This window comes from Kaistella solincola, assembly GCF_000812875.1.
In the GTDB taxonomy this organism is placed as follows: Bacteria; Bacteroidota; Bacteroidia; order Flavobacteriales; family Weeksellaceae; genus Kaistella; species Kaistella solincola.
On sequence record NZ_JSYK01000003.1, the window covers coordinates 423,725 to 445,865 of the forward strand.

At 39.0% G+C, this 22,141-nt stretch carries 19 protein-coding genes; 13 read left to right on the forward strand and 6 right to left on the reverse strand.

What is annotated here, in order from left to right; genetic code table 11:
- Positions 1-92 precede the first annotated feature (92 nt).
- The 3 genes from OA84_RS06015 to OA84_RS06025 are packed head-to-tail and all read left to right on the forward strand — an operon-like array spanning position 93 to position 3,915.
- A complete protein-coding gene (locus OA84_RS06015; RefSeq protein ID WP_039343801.1) occupies positions 93-1,949 on the forward strand; it encodes a glycoside hydrolase family 13 protein in 1,857 nt (618 codons plus the stop codon).
- Between the two features lie 25 nt (positions 1,950-1,974).
- Positions 1,975-2,496, forward strand: coding sequence for a nuclear transport factor 2 family protein (locus OA84_RS06020; RefSeq protein ID WP_039343804.1), 522 nt, complete (start codon positions 1,975-1,977; stop codon positions 2,494-2,496).
- A gap of 36 nt (positions 2,497-2,532) precedes the next feature.
- Positions 2,533-3,915 (forward strand): MFS transporter, encoded by a 1,383-nt coding sequence (locus OA84_RS06025; protein ID WP_039343806.1) that lies wholly within the window; start codon positions 2,533-2,535, stop codon positions 3,913-3,915.
- 221 nt (positions 3,916-4,136) lie between these two features.
- Here OA84_RS06025 and OA84_RS06030 read toward each other — a convergent pair whose 3' ends face one another.
- On the reverse strand, positions 4,137-4,643 hold the full coding sequence (locus tag OA84_RS06030) for a hypothetical protein (RefSeq protein ID WP_039343809.1): 507 nt from the start codon (positions 4,641-4,643) through the stop codon (positions 4,137-4,139).
- A gap of 287 nt (positions 4,644-4,930) precedes the next feature.
- Here OA84_RS06030 and OA84_RS06035 point away from each other — a divergent pair, with 287 nt between their 5' ends.
- Positions 4,931-5,641 carry a pirin family protein gene (locus OA84_RS06035; RefSeq protein ID WP_039345774.1) on the forward strand — a complete coding sequence of 237 codons (711 nt, stop codon included), beginning with the start codon at positions 4,931-4,933 and terminating at the stop codon, positions 5,639-5,641.
- 61 nt (positions 5,642-5,702) lie between these two features.
- Here OA84_RS06035 and OA84_RS06040 read toward each other — a convergent pair whose 3' ends face one another.
- On the reverse strand, positions 5,703-6,611 hold the full coding sequence (locus tag OA84_RS06040) for a DUF808 family protein (RefSeq protein WP_039343812.1): 909 nt from the start codon (positions 6,609-6,611) through the stop codon (positions 5,703-5,705).
- 297 nt (positions 6,612-6,908) lie between these two features.
- Between OA84_RS06040 and purM the strand changes: the two genes are divergently transcribed.
- The 7 genes from purM (at position 6,909) to OA84_RS06075 (ending at position 15,063) form a co-directional block, all read left to right on the forward strand.
- Complete coding sequence (purM, locus tag OA84_RS06045; protein WP_039343814.1) at positions 6,909-7,898, forward strand: phosphoribosylformylglycinamidine cyclo-ligase; 990 nt, start codon at positions 6,909-6,911, stop codon at positions 7,896-7,898.
- A gap of 50 nt (positions 7,899-7,948) precedes the next feature.
- Positions 7,949-8,515, forward strand: a complete 567-nt coding sequence (gene purN, locus OA84_RS06050) for a phosphoribosylglycinamide formyltransferase (protein ID WP_039343816.1) — start codon at positions 7,949-7,951, stop codon at positions 8,513-8,515.
- A gap of 91 nt (positions 8,516-8,606) precedes the next feature.
- Positions 8,607-10,124 carry a bifunctional phosphoribosylaminoimidazolecarboxamide formyltransferase/IMP cyclohydrolase gene (gene purH / locus OA84_RS06055; protein ID WP_039343818.1) on the forward strand — a complete coding sequence of 506 codons (1,518 nt, stop codon included), beginning with the start codon at positions 8,607-8,609 and terminating at the stop codon, positions 10,122-10,124.
- A gap of 98 nt (positions 10,125-10,222) precedes the next feature.
- On the forward strand, positions 10,223-11,461 hold the full coding sequence (gene purD, locus OA84_RS06060) for a phosphoribosylamine--glycine ligase (protein ID WP_039343820.1): 1,239 nt from the start codon (positions 10,223-10,225) through the stop codon (positions 11,459-11,461).
- 229 nt (positions 11,462-11,690) lie between these two features.
- Positions 11,691-13,220: a glutamine-hydrolyzing GMP synthase gene (gene guaA / locus OA84_RS06065; RefSeq protein ID WP_039343822.1), complete on the forward strand. Its 1,530-nt coding sequence runs from the start codon at positions 11,691-11,693 to the stop codon at positions 13,218-13,220.
- Between the two features lie 61 nt (positions 13,221-13,281).
- Positions 13,282-13,554, forward strand: coding sequence for a hypothetical protein (locus OA84_RS06070; RefSeq protein WP_039343825.1), 273 nt, complete (start codon positions 13,282-13,284; stop codon positions 13,552-13,554).
- Positions 13,555-13,563: 9 nt separating this feature from the next.
- Positions 13,564-15,063 carry a P-loop ATPase, Sll1717 family gene (locus OA84_RS06075; RefSeq protein WP_156965043.1) on the forward strand — a complete coding sequence of 500 codons (1,500 nt, stop codon included), beginning with the start codon at positions 13,564-13,566 and terminating at the stop codon, positions 15,061-15,063.
- Between the two features lie 17 nt (positions 15,064-15,080).
- On the opposite strand, the gene OA84_RS06080 is transcribed toward OA84_RS06075, so the two are convergent.
- Positions 15,081-15,722 carry a hypothetical protein gene (locus OA84_RS06080; RefSeq protein ID WP_039343829.1) on the reverse strand — a complete coding sequence of 214 codons (642 nt, stop codon included), beginning with the start codon at positions 15,720-15,722 and terminating at the stop codon, positions 15,081-15,083.
- Between the two features lie 52 nt (positions 15,723-15,774).
- Between OA84_RS06080 and OA84_RS06085 the strand changes: the two genes are divergently transcribed.
- Complete coding sequence (locus tag OA84_RS06085) at positions 15,775-17,127, forward strand: DEAD/DEAH box helicase (protein ID WP_039343831.1); 1,353 nt, start codon at positions 15,775-15,777, stop codon at positions 17,125-17,127.
- A gap of 27 nt (positions 17,128-17,154) precedes the next feature.
- Here OA84_RS06085 and OA84_RS06090 read toward each other — a convergent pair whose 3' ends face one another.
- Together OA84_RS06090 and ahcY are read right to left on the reverse strand one after the other, a co-directional pair.
- On the reverse strand, positions 17,155-17,601 hold the full coding sequence (locus OA84_RS06090) for a hemerythrin domain-containing protein (protein WP_039343833.1): 447 nt from the start codon (positions 17,599-17,601) through the stop codon (positions 17,155-17,157).
- A 267-nt stretch (positions 17,602-17,868) separates the two neighbouring features.
- Entirely contained in the window at positions 17,869-19,182 is a 1,314-nt protein-coding gene (gene ahcY, locus OA84_RS06095; protein ID WP_039343835.1) for an adenosylhomocysteinase, read from the reverse strand.
- Between the two features lie 52 nt (positions 19,183-19,234).
- Between ahcY and OA84_RS06100 the strand changes: the two genes are divergently transcribed.
- Positions 19,235-19,846, forward strand: a complete 612-nt coding sequence (locus OA84_RS06100) for a 4'-phosphopantetheinyl transferase family protein (protein ID WP_039343837.1) — start codon at positions 19,235-19,237, stop codon at positions 19,844-19,846.
- Here the strand turns inward: OA84_RS06100 and OA84_RS06105 are convergent.
- Positions 19,822-22,083 carry an FUSC family protein gene (locus OA84_RS06105; protein ID WP_039343839.1) on the reverse strand — a complete coding sequence of 754 codons (2,262 nt, stop codon included), beginning with the start codon at positions 22,081-22,083 and terminating at the stop codon, positions 19,822-19,824. The two genes, OA84_RS06100 and OA84_RS06105, sit on opposite strands and share 25 nt — an antisense overlap.
- Between the last annotated feature and the right edge of the window lie 58 nt (positions 22,084-22,141).

Below are 22,141 nucleotides of genomic sequence, written 5' to 3' on the forward strand. Positions count from 1 at the left end.
CCGCGTCGCAAAAGGATGCCGCTGCAATCGGGGCTAATGACAACTCGGTGAACATTGGCGCTCGCTTCGCTCGCGCCCCAAAAATTATTACAATGAAGAAAATCGCATTTTTTTGCCTGTTTATCTCGATATTTTCCTTTGCCCAAATCCAAAAGGTAGAACCCGCATTTTGGTGGAAAGGCATGAAAAATCCCGAACTCCAGATTATGGTGTACGGGAAAGACATTTCCAAATATTCGGTCGATTTATCCGATAAAATTTCCATCAAAGACCTTACGAAAACCGAAAATCCAAACTACGTTTTCATTACGGTAAACACGGATGAGATTAATTCGCCTACCTTTATAATCAATTTTAAAGACAAGAATAAAACCGTTTATTCCTACACTTACGAACTGAAAAACCGCAAACCCAATTCCGCGGAGCGAAATTCTTTTACTTCGAAAGATGTCATGTATCTGATCATGCCGGATCGCTTTGCCAACGGCGATGAGAAAAACGATTCTCAGAAAAATCTCACAGATAAATTGAATAGAAATGCACCCAACGGTCGTCATGGTGGAGATTTACGTGGCATCATCAATAATTTGGATTATTTGCAAAATCTAGGTGTTACGGCGCTTTGGCTCACGCCCGCGAATGAAGACAACGAAAAACAAACTTCCTATCATGGCTACGCGCAAACCGATTTATACAAAATCGACGGCCGTTACGGAACCAATGAAGAATATCTGGAACTTTCCCGTGAACTTCAGAAGCGCGGCATGATGCTTATTCAGGATTATGTCACGAATCACTGGGGAATTTCGCACTGGTTGATACAGGATTTGCCGACTAAAGACTGGATTCATCAGTTCCCGGATGGTGAAGGTAAATACGGTTTCAAAAGATCGAATTACCGGACAACTTCGCAGTTCGACACCAATGTTGCGGAAATCGACAAAAAAGAAGCGCTGAACGGTTGGTTTGATACCACAATGCCGGATTTAAATCAAAGCAATCCTTTGGTTTTGAAATATTTAACGCAAAACGCTATTTGGTGGATTGAATACGCAGAACTCGGCGGAATGCGCGTTGACACGTATCCGTACAACGACAAAACCGGGATGGCGAAATGGGCGAAAGCAATCACCGATGAATATCCGAAATTCAATATCGTCGGCGAAGCCTGGATGTACAATCCCGCGCATATTTCCTACTGGCAAAAAGACTCAAAAATTGCCGAAATAGACGGCTATAATTCCAATCTTCCGTCTGTTATGGATTTCACTTTGTACACCGATTTGCCCGGTGCGCTGAAGGAAGAGGAAAGTTGGGACAAAGGAATGATTAAAATCTACAATTCGTTCGGCAACGATTTCCTGTATCCGGACATCAACAATATTTTGGTTTTCTTTGAAAATCACGATACCGAAAGGTTTAATGAAATTTTCAATGGCGATGCGCGCTATTATAAAATGGCACTTTCACTGATTTCCACTGTGCGCGGAATTCCGCAGATTTATTACGGTTCAGAAATCGGAATGCGCGGTGAAAAATCCAAAGGTGATGCCGATATCCGTCGTGATTTCCCGGGAGGCTGGAAAGGTGATGCACAAAATGCTTTCGACCCAAAAACGCAAACTGCGGAACAAAAGGAATTTCACGAGTTCAGCCAGAAACTTCTGAACTGGCGGAAAAATAAAGACGTAATCCACACCGGAAAAACCAAACATTATATGCCAAAAGAAAAGGTGTATGTTTATTTCCGCTACAATGACAAAGAAAAAGTAATGGTGGTCATTAATAACAATGAAAAAGACCAGACTTTTGCTTTAAACCGTTTCGCAGAATCATTAAACGGAGTTTCCTCTGGAACCGATGTAATTTCCGGAAAAAAACACCCGATTAGCAGCGAAAAAAAATTAACGGTTTCTGGGAAATCTTCTTTAATTTTAGAACTGAAATAATTTCCAAAAAAATGCCCATTTAACCATGAAAAAATATTCTACCCTCGGAATTCTGTTGCTTGTTTTCGGATTTTCGATTTCCTTATCAGCGCAGAACAAAGGTTTCTACGAAAACGTGCAGAAGAAAAATGTTTCTAAAGTTTTAGATGATTTAAACACTTTCGCCGCCACCACGGATTACGAAAAATATTTCGACCTTTATGCAGAAGAATCCACTTTCATTGGGACTGACGCGACAGAAATCTGGAATAAAAAAGAATTCATGGTTTGGGCAAAACCTTACTTTGACAAAGGAAAAGCCTGGAATTTTACCTCTTTAAAAAGAAATATCACCTTCAGCGCTGATGGAAAATTCGCCTGGTTTGATGAACTTTTGGATACGCAGATGAAAATTTGCCGCGGCTCCGGCGTTCTGGAAAAAATCGGTGGAAAATGGAAAATCCGCCAGTACGTGTTATCCATGACCGTTCCTAATGACGTTAATGATCAGGTAACCGCAATAAAAGCGCCCATCGAAGACGCTTTAATGACCGAATTGAAAAAATAATCAGATTTATACTATACCAATATTAATAAAAAAAATATGGCTAAAAGAATAAAACCCAATCTCAGTCTGGCTCAGATCATCAACATGAGTATGGGATTTCTCGGCATCCAGATGGCTTTCGGATTGCAAAACGGGAACGCCAGTAGAATTCTCGCGAATTTCGGCGCCGATGTCCACGAACTTTCCTGGTTTTGGCTCGTCGCACCAATTACGGGTCTTTTGGTTCAGCCGATTATCGGGCATATGGGGGATAATACGTGGAGTCCGCTCGGGCGCAGAAAACCGTATTTTTTAATTGGCGCTGTACTTTGCGCCGTAGGTCTTGTATTTTTACCAAACGCAGCTTCCGTAACTGCTATGATGGGCGCCAGTGTGTTGCTTTTGGCAGTAATTTTCCTCGCCATGATGGATGCTTCCATCAATGTTGCCATGGAACCTTTCCGCGCATTGGTGGGTGATATGTTGCCGAAACATCAGGGAACCTTAGGATTTAGCGTTCAAACCATTTTAATTGGAATTGGTGCCGTAATCGGTTCTGAAATGCCAAACTGGCTTACCAAAATGGGCGTTTCTAATGTTGCGCCGGAAGGTTATGTGGCCGATAACGTGATCTACGCGTTTTACGTAGGCGCGGCGGTCTTAATTATTTCAATTTTATATACAGTTTTGAGCACGCGAGAATATTCTCCACAGGAATTTGCCGATTTTTCTGATGACGAACCAAACCTTGAAAAGTCAAAATTCTCTGATATATTCAAAGATTTTGCGAAAATTCCTCCTTTAATGAAAAAATTAGGTGCAGTGCAGTTTTTCTCCTGGTTCGCATTGTTCACCATGTGGGTTTTCACCACAAGTGCTTTGGCGACGCATCATTTCGGACTTGCTCCGGACGATACCAAATCTTTAGAATTCAATAAAGCAGGTGATTTAACCGGACATTTATTCGGTTTGTACAATCTATTTGCGATTCCTTTTGCCTTTCTATTGACACCGATAGCAAAAGCCATTGGTAAAAAACAGACGCATGCGCTGGCTTTGTTTTGCGGCGGTTTGGGACTGATTTCCATGTTTTTTATTAAAGACACCGGCATGCTTTGGATTTCCATGGTCGGTCTTGGTTTTGCGTGGGCGAGTATTTTAGCGATGCCATACGCGATGCTGATTGACGCAATTCCTTTAAGAAAAATGGGCGTTTACATGGGAATTTTTAATTTCTTCATCGTAATTCCACAGATCATAAACGGAATCTTTGGTGGACCGATTGTAAAAAATCTCTTCGGAAATATGGCAATTGATTATGTTGTTGTTGGTGGCATCTGTATGCTGATTGCAGCGGCCGTAACCATGTTTTTAATCAAAAATGATCCCGATGAATCGCCGCAGGAATTGCAGGAAGAAATTCAGCAGGTTCACTTTTAAAATACAGTAGATATAGATAGTAAGGAACGGGCTTTTGTCCGTTTTTTATTTGCGTTTTAAGGAAATGTAGTTGGATTAAAAAGCAGTTTGTTTTTCCATGATAAAATCTATTTTACTTCTTCTCTCAAGACGCGACTTCAATTGGCAACATTTAATTCCTTAGAAATAATAAATAAAAAAAGCGAACAAAAAATGCCCGCTTTAGTGTAGCTTTAAATTTCTTACGGTCCCTCTGGTTCATCCGTAACTGTAGATTCTTTTTTGCATTCAGCAGAACAGTGCGAACAGCTACAATTCCCTCCGAATATTTCTGCATTGCATCCGTGTGCACATTGAGTTGATGTGCATTTACAAGTTTTCCCTTCACTAATCAAGGCTGTTTCATCACCGTTTGTAGAGAATATATGCGCTATACTTATTCCGTTTGTTGTTTTTGCCTGTAATACATAAATAGGCCTATCAGCGTCTTTTTCATTCTTTTCCGATTGTGTTAGTTTTCTTAACCTAATATCAGATAATTTTTGGTTTTTTTCAAGTCCAGCATCTCTGCCTATTCTGTTAATTATTTCACCGCCAGAGATGTCTTTATTTAAATCAGATTTTACAGTAAACCGATTTGAAAGCGGATTTGCAGTATCAATCTTTGTAAATGCTGCCTTTCTTGCTTCGCAAGAAAATAAGATCATTATCAATAATAATGTTGATGAGAAACTTAAAAGTGTTTTCATAATAAATTATTTAAATGGTTCTTATAGTAAATATATCAAAAAAATCTTATGAATGTCCAAAACTGAAAAAACGTGGCTTTTTTTAGCAAATTTTTATATTTGTTTAAAAAAATTAAAATTTTAAATTTATTTTCAGCATATCAAATGTTGTCTAAGGCAGTATATTTTAAAAAAAATTATTATTATAAATAGGCTTTCTTTTAAACTGAATATTTCTTATCTTAAATCAATGACTGGGAAAGTCTGATATTTTAAATTTGTAGTATTAAATGATCAAACGCAACAAAATGAAAACAGTATACTACAAAGCAGACACGCGTGGTTTCGCGGACCACGGCTGGTTAAAATCTTACCATACTTTCAGTTTTGCCAATTATTACAATCCGGAACGCATGAATTTTGGTGCTTTGCGGGTTTTAAATGACGATCAGGTTGCGTCTGGAATGGGTTTCGGCGCGCATCCGCACCGCGATATGGAAATAATTTCCATTCCGCTCGAAGGCGATTTGGAGCACAAAGATTCCATGGGAACTTCTGCCGTCATCCGTAACGGTGAAATTCAGGTGATGAGCGCCGGAACGGGAGTTCAGCACAGCGAATATAATAAAAATAAAGACGAGCTGGTGAAATTTCTGCAGATTTGGGTAATTCCGAATAAGATGAACGTGACGCCGCGCTACGACCAAATCAGCATTAAAGAAAACGAAAAGATCAATGAATTTCAGCAAATTCTTTCACCAAATGCTGATGACGATGGCGTTTGGATTCATCAGGATGCGTGGTTTAATTTGGGAAAATTCGACCAAATAACCGCCAAAAAATATGATTTGCACAAAAAAGGCAACGGTGTTTATATTTTTATTTTAAAAGGATCCGCACAAGTTGGCGATCAGGTTTTAGAAACACGGGACGGTTTCGGAATTTGGGAAACCGAAAATTTCACCATTGAAGCCGGAGAAAATTCCGAAATTTTAATGATGGAAGTTCCGATGAATTAAAAATCAAAAAAAGAGCAAAAAAGCAGGAAATTTTTTCTGCTTTTTTAATTAATAAAATGTGTTATTTTTTTATCAGCGCAAATGCTTTGCTGCCCATTTTAAAAACAGGAATGGCGATTAAGCCGCCTATGATTCCGGCCAACGATTCTCTCGCAATAGAATTCCAGTTTGGTAAAAAATGATGATGAACCCACTCAATATAATGAACGAAAATTCCGCCTGCTACTAAGATTAATGCGACGGTACCTACCACGCCCAATCCTTTTATAACCCAAGGTAAAGCATTCACCAGGAAATTACCCACTGAAACCAATACGCCACTTTCTGTTTTCGATTTTTTAATAAGTCGATAGCCCGCATCGTCCATACGCACAATGAGTGCAACAATGCCGTAGACACCTACTGTTGCGATTATCGCTACAATAGAAACGGTTACAATTTCCACAAGCAGCGGATTGAATTGTGATTTTAAGGCCTCGTAACCATCTTTCGCAGACGCTAAAGAAATAATTACGATTTCCAATGAAAGTATGAAATCTGTCGTAACGGCGGACTTTATTTTTGATTTTTCAAGCTCAGCGGCATTTTCGTCGCTTTTTGTTGCTTCTTCAATTACTTCGTGTCCTTTTTTGCCACGGTGAAAAACATATTCAATAATTTTTTCAATTCCTTCATACGCCAGATAAAATCCGCCAAAAATTAAAATAATGTTGATTGCCGGCTCATAAAGCCATTGCAGCAAAAATACCACGGGAACGATGATGAGTTTGTTAATGAAGGATCCCTGCATAATTTTCATCAAAACCGGAATTTCACGAGATTCCAGAAAACCCGTTGCCTTTTCGGCGTTTACCGCAAGGTCATCACCTAAAATCCCGGCAGTTTTTTGAGTTGCTATTTTTGCGGTGACCGCCACGTCGTCCATTAATGCTGCTATATCATCTAATATTGCGAAAAATCCTGAAGCCATAAAATTTATTTGAAGCAAAAATAGAGAATTTTATAAGCATTTCTTTAAAATTATTTTCCGCGTAGCAACATTAATAAAAAATTGTGAGCCGAAATTTCATCATCGATTTAAAAATCATTATTTTCGCAAAACCAAATTTTTAGAAGTGAAAGCGCCTCAATTTTATTCACCAAAAGAGATAAACCAAAGTTTTGGAGAGAAAATTGACGCTGAAAAATAATGAAAAGCCGACGGTCAGACTGACTTTCGGCTTTTTTATTTCCGTAACTTTATAGTACATTATTTAAAAAAGCAACCATGAGCAATACCTATAAATCTGCCGGCGTAGACAAAGAAGAAGGTTACAAAACCGTAGATAAAATTAAGTCCGCCGTCGCGGAAACGCACAACCCGAATGTCTTGAATAATTTGGGCAGTTTCGGTGCTTTTTATGAAATCGCAGGTTACAAAAATCCGGTTTTGGTCAGCGGAACGGATGGAGTAGGAACGAAACTTAAAGTCGCACTCGATTCTAAAAAATATGATTCAATCGGCGTTGATTGTTTTGCTATGTGCGCGAACGATATCATCTGCCACGGCGCAAAACCTTTATTTTTCCTGGATTACTTAGCCTGTGGTAAACTCGACGCTGATATCGCCGCGGAAATTGTGATGGGAATGGTAAAGGCTTGTAAAGACAATAACTGCGCGCTCATAGGTGGTGAAACTGCGGAAATGCCCGGAATGTACAAACCTGGTGATTACGATGTTGCCGGTTTTTGTGTCGGAATTGTAGAAAAAAACCACATTATTGACGGTTCAAAAATTAAAAAAGGCTGTAAAATTATCGCCTTGCCGAGTTCCGGTTTCCATTCCAACGGATTTTCTTTGGTGAGAAAAATTTTCCCGGATTTTAATGAAGAATTTGAAGGAAAACCACTTTACGAAACGCTTTTGGAACCGACAAGATTGTATTTTCAACCCATTCATAAAATTTTGGAAGAGGTGAAATTGGCCGGAATTGCGCACATTACCGGCGGTGGAATTATTGAAAATATTCCCCGAATTATCCCTGAAAATTTGTGCGCCACAATTGAAACTTCGAAAATTAAAATTCCTTCCATCATGCTGGAACTGGAAAAAAGAGGAAATATTGAGCGAATGGAAATGTACGGAACGTTCAATATGGGTGTCGGAATGGTGGTTGTGGTTGATCCGGAACACGCCGGAAAAGTCCTGAATTTGGTGGAAGATGCGTACGAAATTGGTGAAATCACCGAAGGATCGGAAAAAATCCAACTGATTTAAAAAATTGAAAATTTTAGCCCTTTAAACGGCAAATTTTTATGTTTTGTAAAATGAAAAAGATTGTTGTTTTAGTTTCCGGTGGCGGCACCAATTTGCAGCGAATTATCGACTGCGTTGAAAGTGGCGAAATTGCTGACGCACAAATCAGTTTGGTGGTTGCAGACCGCGACTGCTACGGTTTAGAAAGAGCAAAAAAACATCAAATTAAGGCCGAAAAAATTCCGCGCGGGAAAAATTTTTATGAAGAACTGAAAAAGATTTTACCGGAAAATACAGACTTGATCGTGCTTGCGGGCTTTTTGTCCATTTTACCGGCAGAATTTTGTGAAACTTTTCCCGGTAAAATTATCAATATTCATCCGGCGCTATTGCCGAAATTCGGTGGAAAAGGAATGTGGGGGAATTACGTTCACGAGGCGGTTTTAAAAGCCGGCGAAAAGGAAAGCGGAGCTACGGTGCATTATGTTACGGCAGGAATCGATGAAGGCGAAATCATTCTTCAGAAATCATTTGAAGTTAAGGAAGGAGAAACTTTGGAAACTCTAGCACAGAAAATTCACAATATTGAATTTGAAATTTTTCCGGCGGCGATAAATTTAGCTTTAGGAAACAAATGAGAAACTAAAAATTTGGTGCAAAAAGGGCCGAAAATTTAAAAATAACCGTTGGTGAAAGAACGGAATCTAATAAAAAGTAAAAAGAAAGAAAATGTCAAAAAAACGAGCGCTGATCTCTGTTTCCGATAAATCCGGACTCATTGATTTTGCAAAATTTTTAGAAGCAAACAATTATGAACTGATTTCCACAGGCGGAACTTTTAAACATTTAAAAGATGCCGGCTTACATCCAATTCAGATTGACGAAGTCACCAATTTCCCCGAAATGTTAGACGGTCGTGTGAAAACGTTGCACCCGAAAGTTCACGGCGGTTTGCTCGCAGTTCGCGACAACGAGGAGCACATGAGCACTGTGGCGGAACATGAGATTTCCCTGATTGACATGGTCATTGTGAATCTTTATCCATTTTTTGCACACGCAAACACTGATATTTCCCTGGAGGAAAAAGTAGAATTTATCGATATTGGCGGACCGTCCATGTTGCGCTCCGGTGCGAAAAATTTCCAGTCTGTAGCGGTGATTACAAATGTGGAAGATTATGAAACCGTTCAGAAAGAAATTGACGAAAACGGCGACACCACTGTAGAAACGCGAAAAAAATTAGCCGGAAAAGTGTTCAACCTGACTTCAGCTTACGACGCCGCAATTTCGCAAATGCTTTTAGATGAGGAATATCCGCAATATCTGACCGCTTCTTACCAGAAGGTTTCGGACCTTCGTTATGGTGAAAATCCGCATCAAAGTGCAGCGTATTACGTTTCCACCACGGAAAACGGCGCGATGAAAGATTTTGAGATTTTAGGCGGAAAAGAGCTTTCTTTTAACAATTTGCGCGATATGGATTTGTGCTGGAATGTGGTTAATGAATTCCAGAATGAAATGGCGTGCTGCGCGGTAAAACATTCTACACCTTGTGGTGTTGCAATTGGAAATACGGCGGTAGAAACTTATACCAAAGCGTTTGAATGTGATCCGGTTTCAATTTTTGGCGGCATTATCGGCATGAATTTTACCGTGGATTTAGCAACAGCTGAAGAACTGAATAAAACTTTCCTGGAAATTGTAATGGCGCCGGATTTTGATGCTGATGCGCTGGAAATTTTAAAAACGAAAAAAAATCTGCGGATTATCAAAATAAAAAACCCGGTTTCTGATTCTCAAACCTGGGTGAAAATAGACGGCGGAATGCTGGTTCAGGCAACGGACAGCGAATTTTCTAATGACATTAAAACCGTAACTTCTGTTCAACCAACTTCAGAACAGGAAAAAGCGCTGCTTTTTGCGCAACGGGTCGTAAAATATGTAAAATCAAACGCCATCGTGGTTTCCAACGGTTTTCAGGCTTTGGGAATTGGCGGGGGCCAGGTGAACCGGATTTGGGCAACGCAACACGCGGTGGAAAGAGCCAAAGAAAAATTCAGCGGTGATCTGGTTTTAGCTTCCGATGCATTTTTCCCTTTCCGCGATGTGGTGGATTTCTGCGCCAAAGAAGGCATCAAAGCAATCATTCAGCCTGGCGGCAGTATGCGCGATGAAGAAAGCATAAAAGCTGCTGACGAGTACGGAATTCCGATGATGCTTACAGGTATGCGCCATTTTCTGCATTGATTTTGCTATAGTCCAGAAAACAGTGATTTTTTAGGCAAGTTTGAAAATGATTTTCAAATTCCTAAATTTGTTAAATTCAAAAAAAACAATCAAATAAAATGAAAATATTAATCGTAGGAAACGGCGCCAGAGAATCTGCCATCGCGATGAAGCTGAAAAGCGACCGAAGAATTTCTAAAATGTATTTCGCAAAAGGTAACGCGACTACAGATTTACTGGGACAAAACGTGTATGAAGACAGTATTGAAGGATTACGCGATTTCGCCATCAAAGAAAGAATAGATCTTACGATTGTAGGGCCGGAAGCGCCTTTAGTTGCAGGAATTGTAGATGAATTTAAAAAGCATAACCTTAAAATTTTCGGACCGCGAAAAAGAACCGCGGAGCTTGAAGGAAGCAAAGCTTTCTCCAAAAAATTCATGCAGACACACAACATTAAAACCGCAAATGCCGTAGTTTTCGATGCGTATCAAGCCGCGATAGATTATGTTCGCGAACAGCAATTTCCGATTGTCATCAAAGCCAGCGGACTTGCCGGTGGAAAAGGTGTAGTAATCGCCGACGATTTAGCAGAAGCAGAATCTACGATTCATAAATTTATGATCGAAAGAATTTACGGCGATGCCGGAATTCAGTTGGTTATTGAAGAATATCTCAGAGGTTTTGAAACTTCAATTATCGCTTTTTCAAACGGTACAAAACTTTTCCCGTGTATTCCCGTAAAAGATTATAAAAAAGCCGGTAATGGCGACATGGGTCCAAACACAGGTGGAATGGGAAGTGTAGCTCCAAGCCCGGAATTTACCGAAGAACATCAGCGTGATTTCGAAGAAAATATTCTAAAGCCAACTTTAGAAGGTTTACATTCTTACAAAATCAATTTCAAAGGATTTATTTTCTTCGGCCTCATGGTTACCGAGAACGGAACTTATCTGCTGGAGTACAACATGCGCCTCGGCGATCCCGAAACCCAGGTAATCATGGCTTTAATGGAAAACAACCTCTACGATGTGATTATGGATTGTCTGGAAGGCAACGACATCGAACTAAAATTCCGCGACGAAAAAGCAGTGTGTCTCGTGATGTGTTCCGGCGGATATCCGCGCCAGATCGAAACCGGTTTTGAGATCAGAAACATCGATAAAGTTTCGCACAGCGAAGTGTTATTTGCGGGTGCAAAAACGCGTGGCAACAAAATAGTAACCAGCGGCGGCCGCGTTTTAAGTCTCGTGGCGACGGGAGAAACTTACGACGAAGCACGCAAGAAAGTGTATGTAGATGCGAACATCATCCATTACGACTACGAATATTACCGCGAAGACATCGGTAAGTTTTAATATAAAAAGGCGTGGTTTTTCCACGTCTTTTTTTAGAATTTTTCAGGAGCCGGGAACCTGCTTTCAGCTCTATCTTTTGCTCTGCTTTGCGCCGCAAAAGGATGCCGCTTCAATCAGGGCTAAAAAATTCGCTGCTAAAAGCGCAGATTTTTTAAAAATGCCAAAACAGCCATTTCACAAAAAAATGGCAAAATAACAGCAAATAAATTATTTTTCGAATTTCAATATTATGCAAAACGGAATCATCATCCTTGACTTTGGATCACAATATAATCAACTCATCGGGCGGCGAATTCGCGAGCTTGGCGTTTATTCAGAAGTGCTGCCTTTCAATACACCTTTGCAGGAAATCTTAGAGCGCGAGCCGTCCGGAATTATCCTTTCCGGTGGACCAAGTTCGGTAAATGTCGAAAACGCAAATCTCGTAGAAAAAGCCTTATTCGAGCAAAATATTCCCGTTTTGGGAATTTGCTACGGCATGCAGCTTATGACGCATTTGCTTGGCGGATCCGTAAAAAAAGGAATTAAAGGCGAGTACGGCAAAGCAAAACTTCAGATCCAGAAATCAAACCGCTTACTTTCAGGTGTGGGCAGATTTTCCACCGTTTGGATGAGCCATTTCGATGAGGTGGAAACCGTGCCACCAGGTTTTGTAATCAACGGAACCACCGACGTAATTTCCGCGATTTCCGACGAAACCAAAAAAATATATTGCGTACAGTTTCACCCCGAAGTTTCCCATACGGAAGAAGGCTGGCGTATGATTGAAAACTTTGTTTTCAATATTTGCGAAGCACCAAAAAACTGGAAACTTACCAACTACATCGATACGGCGATTGCCCATATTAAAGAAACCGTTGGTGATCAAAAAGTAATTTTGGGACTTTCTGGCGGAGTAGATTCATCTGTTGCGGCGGTTTTAATTCACCGCGCTATTGGCGACCAACTTCAATGTATTTTCGTGGATACCGGACTTTTACGAAAAGACGAAGGTAGAAAAGTCATGGAAAACTACGGCGAACATTTCAACCTGAAAATTGATATGGTAGATGCTGCTGACCGGTTTTTAGCAAAACTTGAAGGAATTTCTGATCCAGAGGAAAAGCGCAAAATTATCGGTAATGAATTTGTTGCCGTCTTCGATGAAGAATCACATAAATTCGAAGGCGCGAAATTTTTAGCGCAAGGCACCATTTACCCAGATGTTATTGAAAGTCAGTCTGTAAAAGGACCTTCAGCGGTAATTAAATCGCATCATAACGTAGGTGGTTTGCCGGAACATATGAAAATGGAACTTTTGGAACCGCTGCGCGAACTCTTCAAAGATGAGGTAAGAAAAGTAGGCGAGGAGCTTGGTATTCCACATCATTTGGTACATCGTCATCCGTTTCCGGGACCAGGTTTGGGAATCAGGATTTTGGGCGCTGTAGACGCAGAAAAAGTGAGAATTCTACAGGAAGCCGATGATATTTTTATCGAAGAATTATATAAAAATAAACTTTATGACACCGTTTCTCAGGCGTTTGTGGTTTTGCTTCCGGTGAAATCTGTAGGTGTGATGGGCGATGAGCGGACTTATGAATTTACCGCTGTCGTGCGCTCTGCAAACACCACCGATTTCATGACCGCGACGTGGAGCCGTTTGCCGTACGAATTTTTAGATACGGTTTCAAACCGTATCATCAATGAAGTGCGCGGAATCAACCGTGTGACGTATGATATTTCCAGTAAACCGCCGGCAACAATCGAGTGGGAATAATTTCTCTATTTAAATTTCAAAATAAATTATCTTTATTAAAAAACTTTTAATAAATTGTACTATGGCTAGACATCGAGTAACAATTTTTTACAGACGCTCGGAAAAACCTGAATCTCAAGTTGAATATTTGGGAGGCTTAAATAGTGACGGCTCGGACTGGAAGATTAAATTAGAAAGAGCGATTTATGGCATTGAGTCAGGTAAATGGGAACTTTATATTGTTAAAGACAACATCGAGATTGACCTAAAGGTTATCATTAAAAATAATATAAAATATTTAATGTGTGATATGTCAAAAGTAGACTTTATAAATATAATGGCAATTAATCTATAATTATAATTGGTGAAAAAAAATTTATATGAAAGTTTAGGTTTTGTAAATAACCCTTTTTCTAAGCGATCTTCAGAACAGGAGTTGGGGTTTATCGACGACATCTTTTATGAACCCAACTATTACTCTACGTTGCAGTCTGATTTGACTTCTGGTGATACACGTTTTATCATAGGACAGCGAGGGCACGGAAAGTCTTCCGTAATAAATAAGCTCTTTAAAGATTTAGAGGATAATGAAAGTTTACTAGTTGTCAAGGTCGATCGGTTTGATAATATCCCGTTACGAAATAATAATGTTGATTTTTTATTGTTGATTATTAAAGGTGTCATTACAAAACTTTCAACTAATTTACTCAGCAACAAAAAGCTTATAAAAAGATTAAATAAACATGAGAAAGAAAAACTTAGTTTTTTTATTAAGACCTTTTTCCGCCCTCTTAGTGAAAGTGAATATTCTGATGTTTGTAATAAAGTAAAAAAGGTAAACGTTACGAATTTTTTTATACGAATTTTTAACTTATTTGGTGTCGATATAGCAAATTCGCTAACATCTTCTGCGGTTAATATTACCTCTAATTTTATTAGGCAGTCATTAGGTGTAGATTCAATTAATAATAGTGAGCTTCACAAGGAGTATTTTAAAAAAGTATCTGAAATACAAATTGGAAAAAATGAAATAAATAGCGAGAATTGTTCAAAGGAAGAATTAAAACATGTTTTAGATGACATTTTTTTGGTCTTTTCTAAAATGGGTCTGTCTAAGATAATCGTGTTGTTTGACAAAATAGACGAATATCAAGAGCTAAATCAGGAAATTCAACTTATCTCCAATTTTACAAAAGATCTATTAGCAGATAATGAATTTTTGCTAAATGAAAATATAGCGATAGGTTTTAGCTTATGGTCCGAATTACGATCAGAATTATCCGGGACGGTGAGGTTTGATAAACATGGTATTATAGACGTTAGATGGAATTCTCATGACTTAGTTCCATTAATCGAAAAACGCTTAAGTTACTTTTCGGATAGTAAAAAAATTACAGTAAAGCACCTATTTCGAAATGAGGTTGATATTAAAGATCTACTTAGTCTTTCCAACAATTCTCCTCGTGATTTAATTTTCCTATTATCTGAAATTTACAATCGTCAAGCTAATATTAATTCGGCTGTTAAATATTTTGAAGATAAAGCTATTAGAGATGGAATGATTAGCTTTTGCAAGGTCTATGACTATGATTCCCTATTCCCGTCCAAAGTGGGTAGGAACAAGGAAATTAAAGCGATGATCAATAGGTTATTACAATTAAAAAAGACAAGTTTTTCAAAAAAGGAATTAACAACGTACTTTTCCCAAACCGCAGCACAAAGCGAGGGACAAATTAAATTGATGCAGAACTATGGACTGGTTCGAAAAGAAGAAATCCTTTTGGACAAGGATACAGAATTGTACGAAATTATTGACCCTAAAGTCGAATTCCTGATCAAACATTTAGAAGATAGGATTGAGTAGATTTTGGTAGAAATCTTTTAATTTATTTTAATAGCTCTTTTTTCTAACCGCACTTCCGAATATGGAACGTCAAATTTTAAAGTATCAGAATATTGATAATTTTTAACCTGATTTTTTGGGAAATTGAATTCCACTTTAAAAGGAACTTTTTCATATGAATTTCCAAGCAAAACCGCCACGGAATCGCCTTTCCAAACTGCATCTTCAATTCGGAACGATGGGCCGTAAAACGCGATTTGTTTGGCTTCTTTTTTCTTTACATCCACCAAAACAATTTGCTGGTCTGCTTCAAAGCCGGCGTAACCATCAGGAGAAATAATCCAGTGATAGCTATCAATATCGAGGTAATGATCTTTGCTTTCATTAAAAATAAAAAAGGGCGCATAGATTTCATTGAAACCTTTTTCATTCAAAATTTTAACCGAAGTTTCACCGTAGGATAATGGTGAAGTTTGCTGAATTGTAAATTTTTCAGCTGAAAATGCCGGATTTTTTTCTTTATAATATTTAAACCAATCTGTAGTCTCCAGAAAATTAGGTGTGGATTTTTGAGAATTTTTGGTAGTTGCAGGTTTTTCCGTCACTTTGGAATTCTGAGATTTTTCCTGCTTTTCACAGGAAAAAAATACCAAAAAGAGGAGCAGGATATAACCTTTCATTCCTCCAAATTACGAAATATTCTAATCCTGTCAAAAAAACTATCTTTGCAAAATGGAAAAAATGACTTTTGCCGATTTTAATCTCCCGGAAAAAATTCTTGATGTTTTAGCAGATTCCAATCTGTTTGAACCGACACCAATTCAGCAGAAAACCATCGGTCCTATTCTCTCGGGCCGCGATGTGATGGGAATTGCGCAAACCGGAACCGGAAAAACTTTGGCTTATCTTCTTCCTGTTCTGAAAACTTGGAAATATAACAAAACCGGAAACCCTACGGTTTTAATTCTGGTTCCTACGCGAGAACTTGTGGTTCAGGTTGCGGGCGTGGTGGAAAATTTAACACAAAATCTGACCACAAGAGTGATCGGAATTTACGGTGGTAAAAATATTAAAACCCAAAAACTGCTTTTTGAAGATGGCTGTGACATTTTGGTCGGAACGCCCGGCCGCGTCATGGACTTGGCAATCGATAATGCGATTTCGCTGAAAGAAGTCAATAAACTGATCATCGATGAGTTTGATGAAATGCTGAATTTGGGTTTCAAAGCGCAGCTCACGCACATTTTCCAAATGATGAAAGAAAAAAGGCAGAATATTCTTTTTTCAGCGACAATGACGGAAGCGGTGGACGCTTTACTTTATGAATATTTTTCCGGTCCCGTGGAAATTTCATTAGCAAAATCCGGAACACCATTAGAAAAAATCGAGCAAATTGGCTATAAAGTTGAAAATTTCAATACCAAAATCAATTTGCTTCAACATCTTTTAGAAACGAATGCTGATCTTTCTAAGGTCTTGATTTTCTGCAATAACAAAAAAAATGCAGACTATCTTTTCACCAAAATTGAGGAATTATTTCCGGATGAATTTGACGTCATTCACTCCAATAAATCTCAGAATTACCGTTTGAATGCGATGCGGAATTTCGAATCGCAAAAAGTCCGCGGTTTGATTACCACCGATATTATGGCGCGTGGTTTAGATATTTCAGACATTACGCACGTCATTAATTTTGAAATTCCGGAAGTTCCGGAGCAATATATTCACCGGATCGGGCGAACCGGCCGTGCGGATAAAAATGGTATCGCCATTTCTTTCGTGACCAAAAAAGAAGAAGATCTTTTGTTTGACATCGAATTTTTAATGGATCGCGCGGTGAAAATGATCGATTTCCCAGCCGAAGTGAAAATAAATCCAGTGAAAATTGCTTCAGAAAAAGATGAAGTGGTGATGAAAAATGCACACACCGTGAAACTTGAAGATGGCGGCGGCGCATTTCACGAGAAAAAAGACAAAAATAAAAAGGAAAACTGGGGCGGACCTCATGCCAGAAAAGCTCCGAAAAAAATTGGTGCAAACCGCGCGCAGGAAAAAGCAAAATCCAAAGCCAAAAGAAAAAAATAAGCTTTTGATTTTGGATTTCAGTTCAGATTATTTCCAGAAAATATCGTCGTAATCGGGTTCTTTCAGCTCCGGATAATTCATCGCCAAAAGATTTTGCAGCTGCTCGTAGGTTGCCTGTCTTTCGATTTCAGGGAAAATTTCGCGCTCTTCAGTTCGGATGTGAAGTTCCAGCAAAGCGCGAAATTTTTCTATTTCTTCAGGTGTAGAAAAGCCGTCAGCAATCATTTTATGAAAAGTACGGTGCTGCGCCATCGCTTCTTTAATCATCGGATGTTCTTCGCCCAAAACTTTAAAAATAGAATCTTCCTCTTCCGCAAAATGTGGTTTTAAATTCTGCTGATAGAAAAGCTTGATGTATTTTTCCATTCTTTCCACGGAAATTTCTCTTTTCAAACCTTCTTTAAGTTTCCAGCAAAGCAGCAATCCAAAATGATGATCGCGGCTGAGTTGTACCAAAGCTTCGTGTCTTTTCATAAATTTTTATCTTTGTATTTTTAAAAAATTCCGGGTTAAAACGGCATTTTTTTAGAAAAAATTGGGTTTAAATGCACCGAATTTTTTTGCTTTAAAAATGTAATTTGAAAAAAAATGGCCAAATAGCAGGGAATTTTTCAGGTGTTTAAATTTACCAAAATTTTGATGAACACGGGAATTTTAAACCAAATAAAAATCACTTCATAGAATTTTAAACAAAAAAAAACGGCCTTAATTGACCGTTTTTTTGCTTTTGTAATCTCAGAATTAATATCTGTAATATTCCGGTTTGAAAGGACCATCAACCGTAACTCCGATATATTTTGCCTGCTCTTCGGTTAAAGTTTCCAATTCAACACCCAATTTTTTCAGGTGTAAAGCAGCCACTTTTTCATCCAAATGTTTTGGCAAAGTGTAAACTGCATTTTCGTAAGCATCGTTGTTTGTCCACAATTCAATCTGTGCTAAAGTTTGGTTGGTGAAAGAGTTACTCATCACAAAACTTGGGTGACCGGTGGCACAACCTAAGTTTACCAAACGGCCTTCTGCCAAAATGATGATTTCTTTGCCATCGATATTATACACATCAACTTGCGGCTTTACTTCGTATTTGGTATCGCCGTAATTCTTGTTCAACCACGCCATATCAAGCTCGTTATCGAAATGTCCGATGTTACAAACGATGGTTTTATCTTTCATTTTTTTGAAATGCTCTGCCTGTACAATGTTGTAATTTCCGGTGGTCGTTATCACGATATCAGCAGTTCCAACTACGGTGTCGAGTTTTTTAACTTCATAACCTTCCATCGCAGCCTGAAGCGCACAAATTGGGTCAATTTCAGTCACGGTAACAATTGAACCTGCGCCACGGAAAGAAGCGGCAGTTCCTTTGCCTACATCACCGTAACCACAAACTACAACTCTTTTTCCTGCCAACATGGTGTCGGTGGCACGTCGGATTGCGTCAACTGCAGATTCTCTACAGCCGTATTTGTTATCGAACTTCGATTTGGTTACGGAATCATTCACGTTGATTGCCGGCATTACCAAAGTTCCGTTTTTCATTCTTTCGTAAAGTCTGTGTACTCCGGTTGTGGTTTCCTCGGAAAGTCCTTTAATTTCAGCGGTTAATTCCGGATATTTATCGAAAACCAAGTTGGTTAAATCTCCACCATCATCTAAAATAAGGTTTAAAGGTTTTCTGTCTTCACCGAAAAATACGGTTTGTTCGATGCACCATTCAAATTCTTCTTCGGTCATACCTTTCCACGCGTAAACGGGGATTCCGGCTGCTGCAATCGCCGCTGCGGCGTGATCCTGAGTGGAAAAAATATTACATGAAGACCAGGTAACATCAGCGCCCAGAGCGACCAAAGTTTCGATTAAAACCGCAGTCTGGATCGTCATGTGAAGACAGCCCGCAATTCTGGCGCCTTTCAGCGGCTGGCTTGGACCGTACTCTTCGCGAATCGCCATCAGGCCCGGCATTTCTGCTTCTGCAAGGTGTATTTCTTTTCTGCCGTATTCGGCTAATGAAATGTCCTTAACTTTATAAGGAATGTATTGTGTTGTGCTTTCCATCTAATTGAAATAATTTTTGCAAATTTACGAACTAAATCCTCCACTACAAAATATGCCGCTGTACCGAGATTTTTCCGATGAAAAGGCAACTGTCCTGCTTTGGAAATTCAACGAAAAAGAATCACTTGATCCGCATTTGCTTCTTGAAAAAGAAAATTTCGAAAAAGTAAAAGATTATCATCCGATAAAACTGAAGGAACTTTTGCTTGTACGCAAAATTTTAAAATCCATTTTACCTGATCACCAGATTTTGTACAAAGACCGCGAGCCTTTTCTGGAGCCGGCAGATTATGAAATTTCAGTTACGCATTCTTTTCCGTACGCAGCGCTTGCTATTTCTAAAGAAAAAATCGGGATTGATATTGAACCTTTTAATGATAAAATCAAGCGGATTAAGCACAAATTTATTTATGAAGAGGAAACGCACTTTATTGAAAAAGAAAAGGAAACCGCTTATTTAACGGTAATTTGGTCTTTGAAGGAAAGTCTGTACAAAATTCACCATTCCAATTACTGGTCATTGAAAAAACATTACGAGGTGAAACCTTTTAGCCTGGATTTTCCGTACAATATCCAGTGCCGCGTGCATGATGACAAAGTTTCTGATTTATTTGAAGCCCGGGTGGAGTTTTTCGAAAATTACTGCATCACAATCGTGGTCTGAGGTTCAATGTCAAGCTTTTCAACAACTTTCCGTTGTTCTTTTGCTACGTCGTAGATGAGTTCCAGGATTTCTTTCAGGTTTTTTAATTCGGTTAAATGCGTGATTCTGCCGGGATCCCGGCGGTCAAAAAATTCGTTCTCCTGAAGCTCTTTTTTTCGGTTTTCCAAAAGATTTTCTACCGTGTCGTTCGGGTCTAATTTGCTTTCTTCCAGAATGGTTTTGTCAGCACTTTTCTGTTCCAGCAAAAGATTTATTCTGCGGAGTTCTGCGGAAATTTTTAAATCCCAGCCTTCAAAATCGATTTCGGGATAATTTTTCGCCGTTTCGGAATATTGGGAAAAAGAAGCAATATAGGCGGTAATAAGATGCGAAGTGATGACGAACTGATGAAGTTGCTCCAGTTTTTTCTGCTGGTTTTTCGGGTCGGAAATCATGCGCTGAAAGTTGTCCGACAGATTTGCCAAATCAATCATCGCATATTTTCGCGAAAGTTTGTAATCCTGAACGTCGATTTTTTCATTTAAAAAATAAGCCATCGCCGCTGAAAAGTATTTTTGGTTGCTTTTCGCCGATCTTTTCATAAAATCCAGATTTTTGGTATGTTCCCAAACCGGAAGCACAAAATAGGAAACCAGGTAGGCAACAATTCCGGCTATTACAGTATCCAGAATCCGGTCTTTAAAAATCGCGTTTAGATTTCCAGGTTTCAAAATATTAAAAGCGAGAAACACATAAATCGTCATAAAAAACACGGCCCAGGAATATTTGGTTTTCAAAAATGTAAAACACAAAATCATCGTCAATAGAAAAAGGAAAAAAAGCGCGTTTTGATTCGGAATAAAATAGAGGATGCCGTAAGCCACCACCGCGCCCGCGACAGTTCCGTACAACCTTAGGAGATTTCGGTGTTTGGTTGTTGCGTAAGCAGGGCGCAAAATCGCTACGATGGTAATAAAAACCCAATACGAATGCCCGATGCCAAGAAACTCAAGCTGTGAAATAAAATAACCGATGACCAACGCAACCGTCACGCGAACAGCATGCCGGAAATGCGAAGATTTCAGTGAAATGTTCGCTAGCAAAACTTTAAAATTCAGCTTTTCTTCCTTGGTGACAAATTTCTGATAGTCCAGACCTGTCGAAAGACTTTTTGCAAGTTTAATATCCTGGCTGAAAACTCTGTAGATGGTTTTAATATCATCGGAAATGCCCGTGATTCTGTTTAAAATCAAGCGCAGCGTCATAAAATCCTCCAGCGTGTCGGGATTTAATTTGCTGTTGCGCAGGTCGAAATATTCGTTGTAAATATTTTCAAGCAATTCATCGATATTACGCAAAGGTTTTGCACGCGTACTGCTCTGTAAAGCGATTCCGATATTGTTCATTTCCTCGGAAAGTTTTTCGAGATATTCACCCAGAGAAGAAAGGAAGCCGGAAGCCCCGAAATTTTCCTGAACCTTTCTGTAATCGCTTTCAGAAGTCATCAACTTTTCGTGTAAATCAATGGAATTTAGAAACATCAGCATCAACAAGCGGCTTGTTGTGGTGGATTCATTGACGATTTTCCGGGTTTTAAAAACGGTTTCGCGCGTTTCTTCCTGAAGGTTTTTAATGGAAATCTGCTGTGAAATTATTTGGGCGTAAAGCTGGTCGTAATTTGGATCTTTCAGATAAAACTTTGATTTTACTGAAAGATATTTTGCCAACTCCAGGTAATTTTCGCCGATCATCTGGCCGGCTAATTTGTAGGGTTGAATTTTAGAAACCAACAGGAAAATCAAAAAATAGCACACGGAGCCTGCTAAAAAAATCAGCGAACTTTTGACGATATTATCTCCAGTCAAATGTCCGTCGATAAAAATCCCAAGCACCACAAGCGAAAGCGCGCCGACCGCTGCCAGCCTTTGACCGTACACGCCGATCATCGTAAAAAATATTCCGAAAATGATGATTTCAGGGTAAATGAGAATGGGAAAATTTTTAATTAAACCCGCAATAACCGAGACAATAAAGAATGAGATAATTGCCAAAATTAGGGCATTTCTGCGGCGAATAAATGGTCCCGCCTGATCGGTTAATCCTACAAAACTCGTGGCGAGGGGAAACAGAAAATATTCTTTTAATAAACCGAAATGCGCCAAAATAAGACTTGGTAGAACTATAGCAAAAGAAATTCGTACTGCCGAGTAAATTGACTGGCTTGTGGCAAATTTTTTTAGTTCCGTGGCGTAGTTCATAACACAAATTTAAACTTTTAAGTCATAAAAAAAAGCTCCATTTTCTGGAGCTTTTTAT

Coding starts and splice junctions, on each gene's coding strand:
- OA84_RS06015 (WP_039343801.1), top strand. CDS start 93: ATGAAGAAAATCGCATTTTTTTGCCTGTTTATCTCGATATTTTCCTTT.
- OA84_RS06020 (WP_039343804.1), top strand. CDS start 1,975: ATGAAAAAATATTCTACCCTCGGAATTCTGTTGCTTGTTTTCGGATTT.
- OA84_RS06025 (WP_039343806.1), top strand. CDS start 2,533: ATGGCTAAAAGAATAAAACCCAATCTCAGTCTGGCTCAGATCATCAAC.
- OA84_RS06030 (WP_039343809.1), bottom strand. CDS start 4,643: ATGAAAACACTTTTAAGTTTCTCATCAACATTATTATTGATAATGATC.
- OA84_RS06035 (WP_039345774.1), top strand. CDS start 4,931: ATGAAAACAGTATACTACAAAGCAGACACGCGTGGTTTCGCGGACCAC.
- OA84_RS06040 (WP_039343812.1), bottom strand. CDS start 6,611: ATGGCTTCAGGATTTTTCGCAATATTAGATGATATAGCAGCATTAATG.
- purM (WP_039343814.1), top strand. CDS start 6,909: ATGAGCAATACCTATAAATCTGCCGGCGTAGACAAAGAAGAAGGTTAC.
- purN (WP_039343816.1), top strand. CDS start 7,949: ATGAAAAAGATTGTTGTTTTAGTTTCCGGTGGCGGCACCAATTTGCAG.
- purH (WP_039343818.1), top strand. CDS start 8,607: ATGTCAAAAAAACGAGCGCTGATCTCTGTTTCCGATAAATCCGGACTC.
- purD (WP_039343820.1), top strand. CDS start 10,223: ATGAAAATATTAATCGTAGGAAACGGCGCCAGAGAATCTGCCATCGCG.
- guaA (WP_039343822.1), top strand. CDS start 11,691: ATGCAAAACGGAATCATCATCCTTGACTTTGGATCACAATATAATCAA.
- OA84_RS06070 (WP_039343825.1), top strand. CDS start 13,282: ATGGCTAGACATCGAGTAACAATTTTTTACAGACGCTCGGAAAAACCT.
- OA84_RS06080 (WP_039343829.1), bottom strand. CDS start 15,722: ATGAAAGGTTATATCCTGCTCCTCTTTTTGGTATTTTTTTCCTGTGAA.
- OA84_RS06085 (WP_039343831.1), top strand. CDS start 15,775: ATGGAAAAAATGACTTTTGCCGATTTTAATCTCCCGGAAAAAATTCTT.
- OA84_RS06090 (WP_039343833.1), bottom strand. CDS start 17,601: ATGAAAAGACACGAAGCTTTGGTACAACTCAGCCGCGATCATCATTTT.
- ahcY (WP_039343835.1), bottom strand. CDS start 19,182: ATGGAAAGCACAACACAATACATTCCTTATAAAGTTAAGGACATTTCA.
- OA84_RS06100 (WP_039343837.1), top strand. CDS start 19,235: ATGCCGCTGTACCGAGATTTTTCCGATGAAAAGGCAACTGTCCTGCTT.
- OA84_RS06105 (WP_039343839.1), bottom strand. CDS start 22,083: ATGAACTACGCCACGGAACTAAAAAAATTTGCCACAAGCCAGTCAATT.